The organism is Paenibacillus sp. J22FR83, from assembly GCF_059691955.1.
Genome location: NZ_JCAUAM010000011.1, coordinates 170,323 through 188,186 on the forward strand (window position 1 = coordinate 170,323; position 17,864 = coordinate 188,186).

Annotated in this window: 20 protein-coding genes; 5 read left to right on the plus strand and 15 right to left on the minus strand. The window is 43.8% G+C overall.

Annotation, left to right across the window (positions count from 1 at the left end; genetic code table 11):
- Window positions 1-51: 51 nt before the first annotated feature.
- From AC58PV_RS20660 to AC58PV_RS20670, 3 genes are all read left to right on the plus strand, one after another.
- Complete coding sequence (locus tag AC58PV_RS20660) at window positions 52-1,020, plus strand: hypothetical protein (RefSeq protein ID WP_497434254.1); 969 nt, start codon at window positions 52-54, stop codon at window positions 1,018-1,020.
- Window positions 1,021-1,120: 100 nt separating this feature from the next.
- A complete protein-coding gene (locus AC58PV_RS20665) occupies window positions 1,121-2,218 on the plus strand; it encodes a hypothetical protein (protein ID WP_497434255.1) in 1,098 nt (365 codons plus the stop codon).
- 41 nt (window positions 2,219-2,259) lie between these two features.
- The gene (locus AC58PV_RS20670) at window positions 2,260-2,751 is read left to right on the plus strand and encodes a hypothetical protein (protein WP_497434256.1); all 492 of its coding nucleotides are present in this window, start codon (window positions 2,260-2,262) and stop codon (window positions 2,749-2,751) included.
- 43 nt (window positions 2,752-2,794) lie between these two features.
- Here the strand turns inward: AC58PV_RS20670 and AC58PV_RS20675 are convergent, their stop codons facing one another.
- Window positions 2,795-4,126, minus strand: a complete 1,332-nt coding sequence (locus tag AC58PV_RS20675) for a PhoH family protein (protein WP_497434257.1) — start codon at window positions 4,124-4,126, stop codon at window positions 2,795-2,797.
- Between the two features lie 113 nt (window positions 4,127-4,239).
- Between AC58PV_RS20675 and AC58PV_RS20680 the strand changes: the two genes are divergently transcribed.
- Complete coding sequence (locus AC58PV_RS20680; RefSeq protein WP_497434258.1) at window positions 4,240-4,788, plus strand: YhcN/YlaJ family sporulation lipoprotein; 549 nt, start codon at window positions 4,240-4,242, stop codon at window positions 4,786-4,788.
- Window positions 4,789-4,828: 40 nt separating this feature from the next.
- Here the strand turns inward: AC58PV_RS20680 and AC58PV_RS20685 are convergent, their stop codons facing one another.
- The 6 genes from AC58PV_RS20685 to AC58PV_RS20710 form a co-directional block, all read right to left on the minus strand.
- Window positions 4,829-4,972: a hypothetical protein gene (locus AC58PV_RS20685; protein WP_497434260.1), complete on the minus strand. Its 144-nt coding sequence runs from the start codon at window positions 4,970-4,972 to the stop codon at window positions 4,829-4,831.
- 189 nt (window positions 4,973-5,161) lie between these two features.
- The gene (locus AC58PV_RS20690; RefSeq protein ID WP_497434261.1) at window positions 5,162-5,443 is read right to left on the minus strand and encodes a hypothetical protein; all 282 of its coding nucleotides are present in this window, start codon (window positions 5,441-5,443) and stop codon (window positions 5,162-5,164) included.
- Window positions 5,444-5,448: 5 nt separating this feature from the next.
- Window positions 5,449-5,883 (minus strand): hypothetical protein, encoded by a 435-nt coding sequence (locus tag AC58PV_RS20695; RefSeq protein WP_497434262.1) that lies wholly within the window; start codon window positions 5,881-5,883, stop codon window positions 5,449-5,451.
- A 21-nt stretch (window positions 5,884-5,904) separates the two neighbouring features.
- Window positions 5,905-6,180: a YlaH-like family protein gene (locus AC58PV_RS20700; RefSeq protein ID WP_497434434.1), complete on the minus strand. Its 276-nt coding sequence runs from the start codon at window positions 6,178-6,180 to the stop codon at window positions 5,905-5,907.
- 146 nt (window positions 6,181-6,326) lie between these two features.
- A complete protein-coding gene (gene typA, locus AC58PV_RS20705; RefSeq protein ID WP_497434263.1) occupies window positions 6,327-8,168 on the minus strand; it encodes a translational GTPase TypA in 1,842 nt (613 codons plus the stop codon).
- A 164-nt stretch (window positions 8,169-8,332) separates the two neighbouring features.
- Window positions 8,333-8,731, minus strand: coding sequence for a hypothetical protein (locus AC58PV_RS20710; protein ID WP_497434265.1), 399 nt, complete (start codon window positions 8,729-8,731; stop codon window positions 8,333-8,335).
- 300 nt (window positions 8,732-9,031) lie between these two features.
- Between AC58PV_RS20710 and AC58PV_RS20715 the strand changes: the two genes are divergently transcribed.
- The gene (locus AC58PV_RS20715) at window positions 9,032-10,243 is read left to right on the plus strand and encodes an MFS transporter (protein WP_497434266.1); all 1,212 of its coding nucleotides are present in this window, start codon (window positions 9,032-9,034) and stop codon (window positions 10,241-10,243) included.
- An 18-nt stretch (window positions 10,244-10,261) separates the two neighbouring features.
- Here the strand turns inward: AC58PV_RS20715 and AC58PV_RS20720 are convergent, their stop codons facing one another.
- From AC58PV_RS20720 to AC58PV_RS20755, 8 genes are all read right to left on the minus strand, one after another.
- A complete protein-coding gene (locus tag AC58PV_RS20720) occupies window positions 10,262-10,942 on the minus strand; it encodes a TerC family protein (RefSeq protein WP_497434267.1) in 681 nt (226 codons plus the stop codon).
- 72 nt (window positions 10,943-11,014) lie between these two features.
- The gene (gene thiI / locus AC58PV_RS20725; RefSeq protein ID WP_497434269.1) at window positions 11,015-12,223 is read right to left on the minus strand and encodes a tRNA uracil 4-sulfurtransferase ThiI; all 1,209 of its coding nucleotides are present in this window, start codon (window positions 12,221-12,223) and stop codon (window positions 11,015-11,017) included.
- Window positions 12,220-13,398 (minus strand): cysteine desulfurase family protein, encoded by a 1,179-nt coding sequence (locus AC58PV_RS20730; protein ID WP_497434435.1) that lies wholly within the window; start codon window positions 13,396-13,398, stop codon window positions 12,220-12,222. Before AC58PV_RS20730 ends, thiI begins: the two co-directional genes overlap by 4 nt.
- A gap of 151 nt (window positions 13,399-13,549) precedes the next feature.
- Complete coding sequence (locus tag AC58PV_RS20735; RefSeq protein ID WP_497434270.1) at window positions 13,550-14,260, minus strand: lytic transglycosylase domain-containing protein; 711 nt, start codon at window positions 14,258-14,260, stop codon at window positions 13,550-13,552.
- A gap of 116 nt (window positions 14,261-14,376) precedes the next feature.
- On the minus strand, window positions 14,377-15,669 hold the full coding sequence (locus tag AC58PV_RS20740; RefSeq protein WP_497434436.1) for a hemolysin family protein: 1,293 nt from the start codon (window positions 15,667-15,669) through the stop codon (window positions 14,377-14,379).
- A gap of 338 nt (window positions 15,670-16,007) precedes the next feature.
- Window positions 16,008-16,415 (minus strand): hypothetical protein, encoded by a 408-nt coding sequence (locus tag AC58PV_RS20745; protein ID WP_497434271.1) that lies wholly within the window; start codon window positions 16,413-16,415, stop codon window positions 16,008-16,010.
- Window positions 16,416-16,437: 22 nt separating this feature from the next.
- A complete protein-coding gene (locus AC58PV_RS20750; protein ID WP_497434272.1) occupies window positions 16,438-16,659 on the minus strand; it encodes a DUF1540 domain-containing protein in 222 nt (73 codons plus the stop codon).
- 44 nt (window positions 16,660-16,703) lie between these two features.
- Complete coding sequence (locus tag AC58PV_RS20755; protein ID WP_497434274.1) at window positions 16,704-17,798, minus strand: glycoside hydrolase family 15 protein; 1,095 nt, start codon at window positions 17,796-17,798, stop codon at window positions 16,704-16,706.
- Window positions 17,799-17,864: the final 66 nt, after the last annotated feature.

Genomic DNA, 17,864 nt, shown 5'->3' on the forward strand with positions numbered 1-17,864 from the left:
AATAAGAAACCCTTATAATGATAAAGGATTATGGAAGGAGAGACAGCCCGCATGACAAAAAAATGGATGACCCTAACAGCAATTACGGCAATTGGCCTAGTCTCGTTGACCGCTTGTACAGACAATACGCAAGTTAAAGAAGCATTTCAACAATCCGTTAACAAACAATCGGAACTGAAATCGTATACGTTTGATGGAAGCACAACTCTCGCAATTAGTGATGGTCTCATGAAATCAGCTAACCCTCTTACGAACGGGTTGTTATCTTTGATTAGAGAGAGCACGATTACTTGGAAAGGAATTAGTCAAGTAGATCCACTTCAGTATCAATCAGATTTACGTATAACGCCCAAGGGATCTACATCGCCTATCGATATACCAATTCTCATTAAAGATAGCCTATTATATTTTAATATGCCAGCCTTAAATAAGACAGGGGATGAGTTCTACGCCATTGATTTGGCCAAAATGAGCAGTACATCGCCTAGTCCACTTTCAGCTGACACATTGAAAAATACACCTCAAGTTTCTACAGCACTTACGAAATTGGTTTTTGATGGACTCGATGCCAAATGGTTCAAACAAGCCAAAGATCCCATTAAACTAGCAGACGGATCCTCAGCCAAATCGATACAAGTTGATGTAACTGCCAAAAATGTCAAAGACATAAATACACAATTCCAAGCCAAGTTACCAGAGTTCATCGGCACTTTACAAACCAACGGCTTATTGCCTGCCGATAAAGCAGATGCGCTCAAGAAAAACGGGATGAACGGCATTGCAATTAAAGCACCGAGCAGCATGAAGATTGCAATTGACGATCAGGGGTTTATTCGTGATCAAACACTCGATATCACGTTCACAGTGACCCTAGACGGCAAAGCCCTCGACAATCACATTACACTTCATCAAACCAATGATGCGATTAATCAAGGTACTGCTCTGACTAAGGAAATTCCTGCTAAGGTGAAGAGTTTCGATGATATTCTTAAGCTCTTAACGCCTGCGCCCAAAAAATAGGAACAAGGTTAAATACTTACCTTTCCCCAAAGGTAAGTATTTTTTTGTGCTTCATTTAATAGAAATATGATAATCTATTCATAGGGGGAGAATACCATCAATGAATTCTAAAAAACTCACAGCCTTGCTGTTATCCATTGTTTTATTAGCACAACTTACATTGCCTTATGGCGGTGCTTTAGCCGAAGAAACCAAATCATCTCAAGACGAAGCCAAAGAGCTGCTTCAGAAAGGGCTCACGATTTTCGAAATCGATAAAGAGGTCGCTCGACTCAATGAGCAGGATGCCAAAATCGGCGAGCAGATTAAACAGAATGAACAAGATATCGTAAAACAAAGCGGTAATGTGGATGCAACTCGCAAGCATGCAGGTAAAGTGCTCCGAGCTTACTATACAGGAGATCGAGACTCCATCTGGATGCTGCTATTCGCAGCAAACTCTTTCACCGACGTCTTACGCATGTTCGAATACTTACAAATGATCGTCACGAATGACCATCGCTCACTCGCGAAGTTTACGGATTCCTTCCAGCAGCTCACCAAGTTGCAAACGGAACTCGCGACTGCTAGGACTGATCTACAAGTTACCAAAGATAAATTTCTACAACAGCGCGAGAGACTCGTTATACTCCAAGAAGAATTGGATAAACAATTGGCGGTCAGTGCCCAAGCTCAAGTCATTGCAACGCAAATTAAAAGCTTGAATGATCAATGGAAGCAAGAGGGTTTGCCTTTGGCCAGAGATTACTTAGACAATTTATCCACGGCTTTCCGTGAGTTGCCGCAATTCTTGATGGGAGATAGCAAATATATTAGCATGACTTCGACTACGCCAATTATCAATCTCACAGATACCGATTTCAATACGTATCTTCACTCCAAGAGTGAGCTTCTGAAATCATTAAATTTCGAATTCAAAGATGGCTCTATGATCGCGACTGGTAAAAAAGGTGACTTGCAGATAGCTATACAAGGTAACTTCGTCCTTCTTACGAACGCTGAAAAACTAAATGAAATACGATTTGTTGTTGATAATCTAGAATTTAATAGCTTCAAGCTGCCTGATACAACCATTGAGGACTTTACCAAGGAATTCTCACTTGGGTTTGTACCGAAAAAAGTAGTCAGTTACCTCGATGTAACCAGTGTCGAAACCAAAAAAGGCGTGGCAGTTGTTAAACTCAAATTATCTCTGTAAACTAGTAGGGATAATGCATGGAAAAGTGAGGATCATCAAAAATGGAATTCAAGATAGGTTTAATGATGGATTTACCCGAGGGGAAAATACCTGGCTTCTATGCCCAAGTCGTCAAAGCGCTTGCCGGCAAAGCCCAGTTATTCGATCGTGATAAAGAAATGCTAATTGTCAGCAATGAAGAACAGCAACGTGCCGCACTTGAAGTGATGGACCACTTTCATATTGAGACATCTATGATGGAACTTCGCCTTCTGGATGAATCGGCTGAGTTGACGGATCTGTTTAGTGACTACGGGTTCACTAGTCGCGCAGAGCATAATTATTTGTACGATAAAATCGTGATCCCCTTCCGCTTTACTGCGAATAGTTCCCCTGTTGACGTTGATCAAGCAGCTCTTCAGGTGGAAGAGCACCTCATTGCACAATATAAGGACGCTGAGCACCGCGACGTGTATATTGTTGATCGACAGTTCGAGGAGCTGATGCACGGCATCGCCAAAGCCTATCGCGTGAGCATTGAAATTTTACGGTAATGCAGCAAAAAGCCCACATCAGCTGATGTGGGCTCTTCTTCTTTTAGAGCAAATCCGCTGCCAATTGGGCCAGATGTGACCGTTCACCGCGTTCCAATGTGATATGTCCGCTGATACCTTCCTGTTTAAAGCGTTCTACCACATACGTAAGCCCGTTGCTGGAGGCATCGAGGTATGGATGGTCGATTTGATCTGGATCGCCAAGGAGCACGATTTTACTGCCTTCTCCTACCCGAGATACAATCGTTTTCACTTCGTGTTTGGAAAGGTTCTGCGCTTCATCAATAATAATAAATTGCCCAGGTATGGAACGTCCACGAATGTACGTTAACGCTTCAACTTGAATACTACCTAGACCAGCAAGTATTTTTTCTATATCACCTGGTTTTTTGGTATCGAATAAGTATTCCAAATTATCATAGATCGGCTGCATCCATGGACGCAGCTTTTCATCTTTTTCACCAGGCAGGTAACCGATATCCTTGCCCATCGGAACGACCGGACGAGCAATTAACAGTTTCTTGTATTTACGATCATCCTCAATTTTCATGAGCCCCGCAGCTAATGTTAGCAGCGTTTTACCTGTACCCGCTTTCCCAGTTAGGGTGACGAGCGGGATATCGTCATTGAGCAGTAGCTCAAGTGCCATTCGCTGCTGCGCGTTACGCGCGGCGATTCCCCAGATGGGATCATTACTCATGTAAAGCGGCTCAAGCTTTTTGGCATCTGGCGTAACTTTGAGCAAGGCGGACTTGGAAGAGCCTAGCTCATCACGTAATATCACGAATTCATGCGGGTGCAGCATATAGCTCAAATTAAGTGATGTAACGGTCAAGAAGCGATACGAATAAAATTCATCAATAATCGAAGGGTGAACAAAGAGTGTGATATAGCCCGTATACATATCGGTTTGGGCTACAATCCGATCTGTTAAGTAATCCTGTGCCGGGATACCCAGAACGTCCGCTTTAATCCGGACCAATGTATCTTTACTAACTATAACAACAGGTCTAGCCTCATCATTCTCTTGTTCTTCCAAATGGTAATTAAGAGCAACCGCTAGAATGCGATTGTCGTTCGTTAGTTCAGCAAACGTATCTTGCAGCTTGGCAAAGCTGCGATGATTAAGCTCCACTTTAATACTGCCGCCATGTTCGAGTGTAATTCCATCGGATAAATTGCCTTTCGATCTTAATCCATCTAGCAATCTCGACACATGTCTAGCATTGCGACCGATTTCATCCGCATTTCGTTTCTTAGAATCGATTTCTTCCAACACCACGGCGGGTATGACTACTTCATTATCTTCAAATGCGAATAAAGCATTGGGATCCTGAAGAAGTACATTGGTATCTAACACGTAAATTTTTTTCATTGGTGTGTCCCCTCCCAGATTTGGCGTTAGATCATTGGTTATATTCATACATACAACCTAACTGTACAGGACAAACTAAACGCGAGATTCAAGGAAAGAAGGGAACGATTCTGGTGAGACTAATATACGTATGCGGACTGATACTGATCCTCGCGGTAGGCTGCAGTCAAGCGCCGAAAAGTGGTGCCCCCTCTCAAGATACGAATCAAAATCAAGTAAAAGTTCAACAAATTGCTCCGCAAAAGCTAGAAATCAAAGATTCTAAGGCGGTTGCAGCGCATTTGGAAAACCTAGCAATGGGTATCCCGCAGGTTGAAAGCGCACATTGCGTCGTCTTCGGCAATACAGCTGTCGTCGGCATTAATATTAAGAAGGAGCTTGATCGAGCCAAAGTCGGAACCGTTAAATATTCGGTCGCTGAAGCACTCAAGAAAGATCCTTATGGGGTTAATGCGATCGTGACGGCTGATATGGATTTGGATCAACGCTTGCGCAACATCCGGGATAACATTCAAGCAGGAAGACCTATACAAGGCTTCGCAGAACAAATGGCTGATATCGTTGGTCGCGTAATGCCGCAACTGCCACGTGATATCCGAAACGATCCTGACATCGATAATGCAGGTCCGAATGGGGATAGCCCTCAGGTACCAGCCCGATAAATCGCTGTAGATGACAAAAAGCCTGACTGCAAACGCAGATCTAGGCTTTTTTTATCGCATCAAAAACTCGGCCGAGTGAAATTAGGGCATCTCGGCTCTCACAAGCTTTCGCATATTGGGCTGTATTCATCATGTGGGCGCTCGCTATCCATTGCATCGGTGCAGCAGTAAGATATTCAGCCATATCGTTTGCGCCTCCTACTAGGTGGTTGAAAACGCTCCTTACACTTACAGTATAGCATAGTGAGTGCCAAGCGTTCCACCATTATGTATCTATTTTCAAATCAACAGGCACTCCTTTATTGCCAAGATATATTTAAGTGTACGTTGATTTGTTAAAGTTATGTCCACAGATGTTCACACGGTCTGACCGTTACTGATTATTGTAAATGGGATTTGAATTGATATCATCCAACAGTTTTTCCGCACTCTCCCGGTCGAAACAATGCTTATGATATTCGCCTTCGTGATCATAGCCAATCCATATTTTCATCGGATCATCCATGGGCAACACTTCAAGATTACTGACCCCGTGATCTTCAACTAAAATAAGAGCAAAAAAATCCAATGTATCCTTCGCCGCTTCATCATCAGGCCGAGCCTGGGATACGATATGCATTTGCAGCCAATTGAAAAAAGCATCCCCTAACTTCATTGAAATCAGCCATCCTCTCTTAGTAGAACAATATCATAACCGGCATTTAACCAATCCATCCATTGTTTAATCCACACTTCATGTCTGCCAAAGCTAGCTTTCCGTTGCTCATCCATCGCCATTAGGAGTGCCTTGGCTTCCACCCTCGTCAACAAACGATCCATAAAGGCTTCTGCACAGTGTGAAAGATGAAAAGGCTTACTGTCAAAGACAATATCACCTTCATCCCTTAAATCTAATTCTACGAGGTCTGAACCACACACTTCTTCATCATCACTAAGCAGCAGGCTCGATTTGAACATTGGCAGCAAGCGAGGATGTTGATTGCTTGCCAGTTGTCGGAACGATTCGAATTCAGCGTCTGGCAAGCAGCTCACGCGCTCAGCACCCAACACCAGCGGTGAATAACTGAGAATAGGCGTTAACCAATATCGGGTCATAAGGCATGAACTCCTTACTCGTTAAGTCGGCCTTTTGCCGGTTCTTTTTTCAATAAAATAACGAATTCTCACCATCAACATTAATGAGATAGCTACAGCCAAACAAAGTACAATAGGTAATCCTACGATTTGGAATACGAGGAGCATGATGGAACCAAGTGCTAATAGCACATAAATAAGAGCCGCTTTGAGTACAGGCAGCTTGCGTGTACGAAACACTTTATTGTACACATAGGACATGAAAACAAAGATTAATAGATACGTAATCAAGAGATGATTGGCAAACCATTCATTCAGGGCAGTCAACGAACATACACTCCATTTCATTCATAGTTTATGTCATCCAAAGTAAGTCCTTCCTCATTATCCCTTAAAACGACAATAAAATAAAGGGAAATGGGGCTAGAAAGCCGACATTTCCCTTTATTCGAATACTTTGTGAATTAAACGTTAGCTTCCGCTGTTTTGCGGTGCTTCTCAGCACGCTCGCGCTCGCTCTTGTTTAAGATCTTTTTACGAATACGAACCGATTTCGGCGTAATTTCGCAATACTCATCATCGTTCAAATACTCAAGAGCTTGCTCCAAAGAATACGAACGAGGTGTTTTCATTTTCACCGTTTCTTCTTTGTTCGCGGAACGGATGTTATTTACTGCTTTTTCTTTACAGATGTTAACGATGATATCATTGTCACGCGTATGCTCACCAACAACCATACCTTCATAAACTTCTGTTTGTGGATGTACGAACAAGATACCGCGATCTTCAACGGAAAGAATTCCGTAAAGTGTGGAAACACCGGATTCGCTGGATACAAGTACACCTTCATGACGTCCGCCAACGCCAGCTCCTTGGTAAGGGCCGTAACTGTCAAATGCATGGTTCATAATTCCATAACCACGAGTTAGTGTCAAGAAGTTCGTTCTGTAACCGATTAAACCGCGCGCTGGGATCTTGAACTCTAGACGAACGTTACCGCTGCCGTTGTTGATCATGTTGACCATTTCGGCTTTACGAGAACCTAAGCTCTCCATAACGGAACCCATGCTATCTTCTGGAACGTCGATGATCAAATGCTCAATCGGCTCCATTTTTTGTCCGTCGATTTGACGAATGATAACTTCAGGTTTGGAAACTTGTAATTCAAAGCCTTCACGGCGCATGTTCTCGATCAAAATACCTAAGTGAAGCTCACCGCGGCCAGATACGATAAAGGCATCCGGGCTGTCTGTATCTTCAACACGAAGGGAAACATCTGTTTCAAGCTCTTTGTATAGACGCTCACGGATTTTACGGGAAGTAACCCATTTACCTTCACGACCAGCGAATGGCGAGTTGTTTACGATAAATGTCATTTGAAGCGTTGGCTCATCGATTTTCAAGACTGGCAAAGCTTCTGGGTTCGTAGGATCTGCTACGGTTTCACCAATGTTAATATCTTTGATACCTGCAATGGCAATGATATCCCCTGCAGCTGCTTCTTCAATTTCAATTCGCTTCAAACCGCTGAAACCGAAAAGTTTCTCGATTCTAGCTTGTTTTTGCCCGCCTTCACGTGTCATAACTGCAACAGTTTGACCTTGACGGATTTTACCACGGTTCACACGGCCTACACCGATACGACCCAAGTACTCATTGTAATCCATCAATGTAACTAGGAATTGAAGCGGTTGTTCAACATCTTCTGTTGGTGATGGGATGTGGTTAACAACAGTTTCATAGATAGCTTCCATGTTCGCATCTTGTTTCTCTGGATCAAGACTTGACGTTCCTTGCAATGCGGAAGCATACACAACGTGGAAATCAAGTTGCTCGTCAGTAGCGCCAAGCTCAATGAACAAGTCTAGAACTTCGTCAACAACTTCTTGAGGACGAGCGTTCGGACGGTCAATTTTGTTTACAACTACGACTGGAGATAAGTTGCTCTCAAGTGCTTTACGTAGAACGAATTTCGTTTGTGGCATTGTACCTTCGAAAGCATCGACAACCAACAATACGCCGTCTACCATTTTCATGATACGTTCAACTTCTCCACCGAAGTCAGCATGTCCTGGTGTATCTACAATGTTGATCAAGTAATCTTTATAGTTAATCGCCGTATTCTTGGCAAGGATGGTAATACCGCGTTCTCTCTCTAGATCATTGGAGTCCATCGCTCTTTCTTGAATAGCTTCGTTATCGCGGAATGTTCCGGATTGTTGAAGCAATTTATCTACGAGTGTTGTTTTACCGTGGTCAACGTGTGCAATAATAGCAATATTGCGAATCTTGTCTCTTGCGTGCATGAATGTCAAACCCTCTCTACCCTATAATTTTCGTCTCTGTTCATAAAACAAGCGTCGGACATAAGCGCCGACGCTTGACATTTACACTTAGTATACGCAGTTTCTCGACATTATGCAAGACAAAAGGCACACTTAACAAAACTTTTAACTGGAAAGAAGTTAGATCACCACAGTCTTCGCTTTCGGAAAATCATGGAAAGTCCAACAACTACAAGGATCAAAGCGATTACATAAATCCCTAATTTGACTAGCAGAGTCAAAGCAAAAAGCGCAGCTGAAATAATTCCTAACACCATAGCGGCAATCCAAATGCCCCGATCACTCCCCCGATCAAACAAGTGAAGCTCATATAAACCAATAGCAGGTCCTAGAATGAAGCCTGGCCAAATATAAGACATGGCACCCCATCCAAACAAGTTGCAAAAGAAAAACATAAGTGAGTATAAGGTTAAAATGCCGCCAGGAACGAGTACGCCAGCAGGTAATCGACGGTTAAAATACAACAAATGAAAGAGCAGTCCAGGAACGAGTAAGACAAGCGGCCAAAAAAAGGAAACCAGCAACTGGAAGACTCCTAATTTGCCTAGCAGCAATAAGACAGCCAAGCCAATAAATACAATACCAATGGAGTAGCTATTTCTAGCGATACGAACCCCTCCTAAAGTGGACACATAGTAAATAGGGTGAAATCGGTTAATAAATCGACACCCTTCAACAAATATTTTAGCTTACGTGACATGAAAATGCTAGGTGTTTCTCGTTGGAGTTCTTTGCGTTCAATTCCAATTGTCGGGGTATACTAAAGCTCGCACAGTACCCTTTGCCTTGGCAATGGTTGTCTGATGTTCGACTGGGGAGGCATCATGAAACAAACTCTTACGAGCAATACATCTGAGCGGAAACCACTTTGGACCAAAGCCTTTCTGATCACATCACTCGCGAATTTACTGCTTTTTTTTAGCTTTCAAATGCTCATCCCTACGATACCAACTCATCTTTCTCAATTAGGTGGAGACAACGTCCAGGTTGGGCTTGTTATTGGGATCTTCACTATTTCCTCCCTCCTGACACGACCATTCGCAGGCAGAGCATTAGACCTATTGGGCAGAAAGCATGTTCTCCTAGTCGGTTTAGCGATTTGCGCACTTACGATTGCTGGTTATTCCTATATTGCTGCAGTTACACTTATTCTAGCGGCACGTTTTGTCCATGGGATTGGATGGGGATTGTCGACGACCTCACTCGGAACTGTCATTGCCGATATCATCCCTCCGGAACGCCGCGGCGAGGGAATGGGTTATTATGGGTTATCCAACACCTTGGCCATGGCAATCGGACCTTTAACAGGCTTATCGGTCATGCAGTCATTTGGGTTTTCTTATGTGCTTTTAATCTCAACCATTCTTGCTCTTCTATCTCTGTTTAGCTCGCTATTCATTATATATCCCAAACCGCTTCTATCAGAGAAACCTCAACAACGACCTCGCTTTGTAGATCGTCTTTGGGAACAAAGTGCACTCCTCCCTTCCGCCCTGCTCCTATGCAGTGCAGTATGTTACGGAGGAATCGTAACCTTCATTACCTTATTCGGTTTAGAAGCAGGTATCCCCAATGTCGGCTTATTCTTCTTAAGCAATGCAAGTATGGTGCTGCTTGTAAGACCAATCACTGGGGTTCTCTTTGATCGCAAAGGGCCCGAATGGGTTCTGCTCCCTGGTGCAGCATTCACGATTACAGGCCTTGTGTTGCTTTCGTATGCGAATTCCAATACTAGCCTCGCTATTGCAGCCTTATGTTATGGTGTTGGATTCGGTTCCATACAACCCGCATTACAGGCATGGACAATTCAACGTTCTTCCCTTGAACGGAGAGGCGCAGCCAATGGAACCTTCTTCTCTGCCAATGATTTGGGTATTGGGTTAGGGGCTATGGCGCTAGGGGCACTCGCAAACTGGAGTGGCAGTTACGCCATAATGTATCGGTATTCCACAGCATTAATTATTCTCTTCCTCTTGATTTATGGCTGGTCATTATGGGCTTTCGCTTGGCACAAAAAAAACAGCACACTGACCTAAAGTCAGCGTGCTTCGCAATTATTCATTCCGTGTTTTAAGTTGAAACATTCGTACCCCTTTGGCGATTACACCCGATGCAATTACGACGACAGTCGCCAGAATGGGGATCCAAACATGTAAGAACTCATAATCATGCAACAGCCAGTCGATCATTTTCTCATCTTTTACAAACATTTCCCCTGCGGTATATCCAAGTATGCCCGCTCCGATAAAAACTAGAATCGGGTATTTCTGCAATAAATTCATGACGAGTGTACTTCCCCAAATAATAATCGGAATACTTAGTCCAATACCTAGAATAATGACCGTGTTGTTGCCGTTTCCTTTGGCTGCAATAGCCAATACATTATCCAAACTCATAACGAAATCTGCGACAATAATGGTCCAAATCGCTTTGCCCAGCGTTGAAGCTTCTTTAACATTCGAATGCCCATCCTCATCCGTAAGAAGCTTTATAGCAATCCATAACAGCAAGACAGAACCGCCAGCTTGGATAAAAGGAATGGAAAGCAGACTCACAGCTACAAGTGTCAGTATTAAGCGCAAGGCAATAGCACCGAACGCCCCCCACCATATCGCAAGCTTCCGCTGCTCCAGTGGGAGGTTCTTGCTAGCTAAGGCAATGACAACAGCATTATCGCCGCTTAGAACGATATTAATTAACATAATTTGCAGAAATAATAAAAGCGCATCAATCATAGCTTCATGACCTCCTGACGAACACGGAGAGCAAATGATTGGAACGAATGCGATCATAGCGGCATCGAGGAGTTAGAATAAATGGGCGTTAGTTTCCAGTTTCAATTGTCCATGTACGACTTCAATAGTTTCCGTTTCTAGAACGGCTTTATCAATAAGCTCATTTAAAAATGTCATACTGTCTTCTAGCTTCTCCACAAGGCGTAAGTTTGGATTCGTACTTGGCGAAGGTGGAAGAAATAAGGAACAACAATCTTCGTAAGGTAAAATCGAAATAGGAAAAGTTCCAATCGATTCAGCAATCCCAATAATTTCTTGCTTGTCCATCATCATCAACGGTTGTAAAAGCGGCAGTGTAACCACACGCCCTATGGCATGTAGACTTGGCAGCGTTTGACTAGCTACTTGCCCCAAACTCTCACCTGTAACGAGTGCTCCAAGTCCTTCTCGATCCGCGATTCGCTCAGCAATTCGATACATGGCTCTCCGTATAAGCGTAACTAGTAGATTATCTTGATACGCACGGTGAATAGAAGTTTGAACCTCAGTGAAGGACACCATATGAAGCTTTAAAGAGTCTGTGTAGCCTGCCAACTGATGTGCCAGTTCGATGACCTTATCCTTGGCTCGCTCGCTCGTATAAGGGTAACTATGGAAATGAATAGCTTCCACGGTCAAACCTTTTCGCATGGCTAACCAGCCTGCAACAGGGCTATCAATACCGCCGGACAGCATAAGCAGCGCTTTGCCACTTGTTCCTGATGGAAATCCACCCGCCCCTTCAATGACTTCAACGTATAAAAGCACCTTATCCTCTCGGATTTCTACTCGCAATTCAACCTCAGGATTTCGAACATCCACTTGCAATCCTGGAATCGCTTGAAGCACATAGCCGCCAACCAAGTAATTCATCTGCTGAGAGTCATGTGGAAATGCTTTATTGACTCTGCGAGCTGTCACCTTAAACGTCGTTGGCTGCTTAGGTAATGCCTGCATCATCTGCAGCGCTGTCTCTTGAATAGACGCTAGTTCTAATGGAGCATGGTAAGCTGGACTGAACGATGCAAGTCCAAAAACACGCTGTAAGGAAGCAGCGGCCTGTTCATAAACGGCACCCCCTAGCTCCACATATACGCGTCCAAACTCAGGAATATACCTAACATCAGGAAAAGAACTCATAACTTTACGAATTTGAATCATCACACTTCGTTCAAAACGTTTGCGATTCTTACCCTTTAACATCATTTCGCCAAAACGCAATATTAAACAATCCGGTTTCAATTTCGCTTCCCCCTATGAATGACAGATGGATTTCTCATGGGAGCAAGCTCCTTGACCACCTCTTGTAATGAGCGCAGGAATAGCGCGATATCTTGCTCTTGATGTTCATCAGAAAAGCTGATCCGCAAGCCGCTAGTGGCCACATCCCGCGGGTATCCCACTGCCAGCATGACCTCACTAGGCTCCGATTCGCCGGATGAACATGCCGACTTCGTTGAGATGTAGACTCCCCTCTGTTCAAGGGCATGCACGACAACCTCTGCTTTCATTCCTGCAAATGCAAAATGAACGATATGCGGAGCCATCTCGTGATCCAGCTCAGAACCTGAAACCGATAGCTCAGGTATGGCCGCGATACCAGTCAACAATTGTCTCCGGAACGACTGTTTACGACTTATTTTTAATGCAAGATTGTCCATACTGATTCGGAGTGCTTTGGCCATACCGACAATCAAAGGAACATTCTCCGTTCCTGAACGAACACCAAATTCTTGTCCGCCTCCCGCAAGCAGAGGTTTGAGTTGCACGCCTGTTCTCCTATATAGGAATCCCGCACCTTTGGGCCCTCGAAATTTATGCGCAGAAGCACTGCAAAGATCGATTCCCCACGCCTTCGGATCTAGCGGAAGCTTAGCAATACCTTGTACGGCGTCGACATGAAATATGATTTTCGGAAATCCTGCGAGGTATTGACCTATGGCTTGAATCGGTTGAATCGTGCCAATCTCATTATTCACATACATAACACTAACTAGGATCGTATCTTCGCAAATAGCAGCTTGAAGTTCCTCAAGTTGTACGCTACCGAACTTAGACACAGGCAGATAGGTAACGCGATACCCCTCTTGCTCAAGAGCCGCAAATACTTCCTTAACGGATGGGTGTTCAATTTGGGTAGTAATGAGATGCTTACCTCTGTGCTGATAATGGTAGGCTACGCCTTTAATCGCTAAGTTATTACTCTCCGTGCCCCCTGAAGTACAGATGATTTCACTCGCCGATACTTTCAAAGAGGATGCTATAACTTCTTTCGCGCTCTGCAGCAGCTTTTCCGCTTCTACACCAAGGCGATGAATCGAGGATGGGTTGCCATAATGGGATTTCATTACTTCCGCGATTGTTGCTATGACTTCTTCATAAAGCGGCGATGTCGCCGCGTAATCCATATAAAGCATGGTTTCCAAGTTCCCCTTCATACCCCTACTTGTTGCGTGGGATGCTTTCCCTATTAAAACGTATATCCAATGAGAACTCAAGTAAACGGCAACAATGCGAAAGGCCGATCTCCGCATCTCTTATGCGAAAATCAGCCCATTGGAACCTGACTTATTGAGCAAAATTACTACGATGATTAAGGACTTTCGAAACGTACGCTTGTGTCTCTTTTGGCAAGAATTGAAGCTTAGCTGTCAAATCCTGATCCGTCTTTATCCCTAAGCGATCAACACGTCCCGGTCCTGCATTGTAAGCAGCAAGCGCAACACCTTCGTTGCCATTGTATTTCTTCAATAAGCCACTTAAGAAATTCGTTCCTGCATCGATGTTCTGCTTCGGATCGAATGGATTCGTAACCCCATATCCGCTGCTAGTTCCGTCCATAAGCTGCATTAAACCTTTGGCACCTGCGGATGAAACCGCCTGATGGTTAAACGAAGACTCTTGTTGAATGACCGCCTTTACCAAAGAGCTGTCTACACCGTATTTCAAACTAGCTTGTCCAATGAGACCTTCGAACTGCGGTGCAGCTGTTGACTGTGAAAGGGACTGCAATGGCGTATACGATTTATTCAAGGCGCCTAACGCGCTTGGCAAGCTGCTTAGCGATAAATTAAGAGTAGATTCGTCCAGCGGATCCATGCCGGAACTCACACCTTGACCCATCAATGTGTTCAATAACTCACTAAAATCACTAGTTTCGTCTGTGTTTGAAGATGAAGGTTGATCTGCGAAAAGACTTATCTTACTCATCGTCTGAAGCTGAAGCAGCTCCTTCAACACTCTAGGGTCAATGCTTTGCGTATTCGTGATGCTGTTCATTCTCCGACCTCGCTTTTTCATTATTGATGTATCCATTGTACACGTTTTGAGCCCTGCCGACTATACTTTTATTATATAGAAAAAAGGACAGTCTATTGACTGTCCCCTCTTGCCTTTCAAGAAATATTCTGATGCAGCATTTCATTGTCATTCAATGATCTCCTCACTGTGACACGTGATATGCGCAAATGATCGGTTTCTTCTACAATGAACATGAACTCATCGTTATAACTTACCTGTTGATTGCGACTAGGGGGAATCTCAGTTTGGGAATAAATCCACCCGCCAATGGTGTCATAGTCATCTGACTCGATCTCAAGTCCGAAATATTCATTGACCTCATCAATTAACAACAATCCATCAATAGAGAATGTATGCTCATCTTTCATCTCGATCGTTGGGCGCTCCTCGTCGAACTCATCTTGGATTTCACCAACGATTTCTTCCATAATGTCTTCAAGCGTGACTAGACCTGACGTGCCGCCGTATTCATCGATGAGCAAAGCCATTTGGCTCTTGCGTTTCTGCATCATTTTAAGCAGATCACTGATATGAATGGAATCCGGTACCGTGGTAATCGGTCTAATGATTTTCTTAATGCCTTTCAAGTTGGCATCTGGCTTCAGCAAATCCTTAATGTGAACGAATCCGATAATGTTATCCTTATCTGGATCACAAACCGGGTAACGCGTTCGCATTTCTTTGATCGCGATAGCTAAGTTCTCTGCATAAGAAAGTCCTGCATACAAGCATTCCATCTCTGTACGAGGAATCATAATCTCGCGCGCTGTCGTCTCAGCAAATCCGAATATATTATCAACAAGCGTGAGCTCTGTGTTATCTATTAGTCCGTTTTTGTGGCTTTCCTGCATCAGGACTCGAATTTCGTCCTCCGTATGCGCAGATTCATGTTCCGTTGCGGGCTCGATCCCAGCACGGCGCAGCATCCAATTCGAAATGCCATTCAAAATCCAAATGAACGGGTACATCATTTTATAGAATAATACCATGGGTCCTGCAGATAGCAACGTAATTTGTTCGGCTTTACGAATTGCATACGTCTTAGGAAATTGTTCACCTAATGTGATATGAAGTGTCGTCATTAAGGAAAAAGCAATAATAAAAGTAATTGTGTGAAAAACGGTGTCTGGTAATCCCAGTGGAGCAAATAATGGCTCCAAAATTTTGGCAAACGTCGGTTCACCAACGTAACCAAGTCCTAAGGAAGTGAGTGTAATTCCTAATTGACAAGCCCCGAGGTAAGCATCCAGATTATTCATAATTCCTTGAGCAAACTTGGCATTCCGCCGGCCTTCACCGACAAGCGATTCAATTCGACTTCCACGCACTTTCACCATTGCAAATTCTGCTGCGACAAAAAAACCGTTTAACAACACTAGTCCAAACATTAACAGAAAACTGATTAACGTTTCGGGCAAAGGATCTTCCAATACCTTACCTATCCCCTTACAAGCGCAATACTGCACCCAGGAGAGTAGGTACACCTCCCTTAATTTTCGATTTTAAAATGATGAAATATCAATATTCATTATATAATAATACTGTAATCATTCAAAGGTGCGAATATGACACTTGAAGCCAAATAGTACGAGCAAATGGGCGTAAACATATTAAAATGAGCCCTTCTTGCGCCTTTACACGTGAAAAATGGCTCTCTAAAGCTGTTTTTCACCTTTTTTCAGAAATAAAATAAAAGCAAGCCGATTTTCTCGGCTTGCTTTACTTGCTAGGAATAATATGGAATTAATAAGAAATACGAGGCAACAGCTATTAAACCAAGCACAACAGACCAAGAACCCAAGCTCTTATTCCCCATGACAAATGCAATAATTCCGAGAATAATACCTGAAATTCCAAGCAATACCGGCCATACAAATAAGGAGGCCAGAGCAACAAACAGTGCGACATATCCTACTGCTTTGTTGCGAGTTACAGCTTCTACGAGCTCAGCTACTTCCTCATCAGAGACAGTCGAAGTCGAACTAGACTTATAATCTCGGCTTATTCTAGTCTGAGGGACAGCAATCTCAGCTGCATATTCTTCTTGGACATGAAGTCCGCTTTCGAGATGAAGCTGACTCTTCTGGAAGCGCTCCTTGGTGGCATTGTCTAAAGAACTTTCCTCTTTATTCATGCTACCTCCGCGTTACGCATACCTAGTGTTTGGTCGCAGCTTTAAACGTGTGGCAACACGTATTAGCCGCTTTAGTTGCAGTATCTTGATGAGTAGTATCAAACGATTCCTCAGAAGCAAATTCTTCATTGTAGCTCGCATTCGCATGTCCATCAATTTCAATCATGATCGTATCCGCATGACAGTTGTTTCCTTGTGACCAATATTCACAATTCGCTACTGCACATTTAACTGCTGGCATCATTATCACCCCCTTAACAATTTGCCCGCCTCAGGAGTGATCTATGCCTAGGTAAGTCTGTCAGATAAGACCAAGAACATCGCATGTGACCATAAAAGTGGAAGCGCTGGTTCGCCGTGTTTCTCAATCCATGCCTCGTATACATGGGGTTCTCGAAGATAATCATCCACTTGCTCAGGTAAACGTCCCAGCGCATCCGCTTTGCTTGCTATCCAAGACAAACAACGCTCTGCTTCTTGTTTATTGCCCAGTTCAAGCTGAATCCAACCATACCATGCCGTGAGCAGCAGCCATTCACCACCACCGTAATATCTGTCTTCCATATACCGCTGAATACCCTCATGCTTAAGATCCCTTTCAATAGCCTCCATCGTTCTGAGCATAATAGGGTCACTTGCTTCACACACACCAAATGGCTGGGCGAGCCACATGAGGCTTGCATCAACACCCAATAGTGCTGGCTGCCACACTTCATTCACACAATGAATAGACTTTACGAAACGTCCTTCATGAACGGCATGGGTATGTATGAAATGACGAATGAGTTCAGCTTTCTCGATCAAGTCCTGACGTCCCTCCAGCTCACCTAGCCCCTTCAGTCCTCCAAATAAGCAAGCTAATGTTGCAGGATGAACATAATCGGGATATTCCTCCCAGCAATCAAAGTTAGGATAGTGCCAGAATGTCATCACATAATCTATGGTTATCTCAATACTTTCCCTGAACTCTTCCAAAAGTGTCTTATGTCCCGTTATGCGAATATGTTCGACAAGCCCCCAAATCCAAGCGCCGTAACCGTCCAATTGAAAGTGACCCCACTCTGAATGATCATCTCGCCCATCCAAGTGATATCGGGTTCCCAAGAACTCCGAACGATCAATCCATTCCCTATTCTCGTGTTTGCGCATAAGTTCCGTTAGCCGCGGTCGTTTGTCTTTCAGAACTCGATGTACCCAGCGGTAGAATTGCTCCGCACTATTCGTTTCTCCTACACGGTCCATTGCATTTGCTATAAACGTGCCATCCCTCAGCCAACTATAGGAATAGGTTGAAAAAAGAGGAGAAGCTACGTAACCACCGCTAGGATGTTGATTCAACTTAATGATGTCCTTGCTAATGCGGACTAATTGTTCTAGCTCCATACCGAATTCCTCCCTTGTATATGAAAAGGGATGCGTGATTATCCGCATCCCTTTGTTGGTTGATTT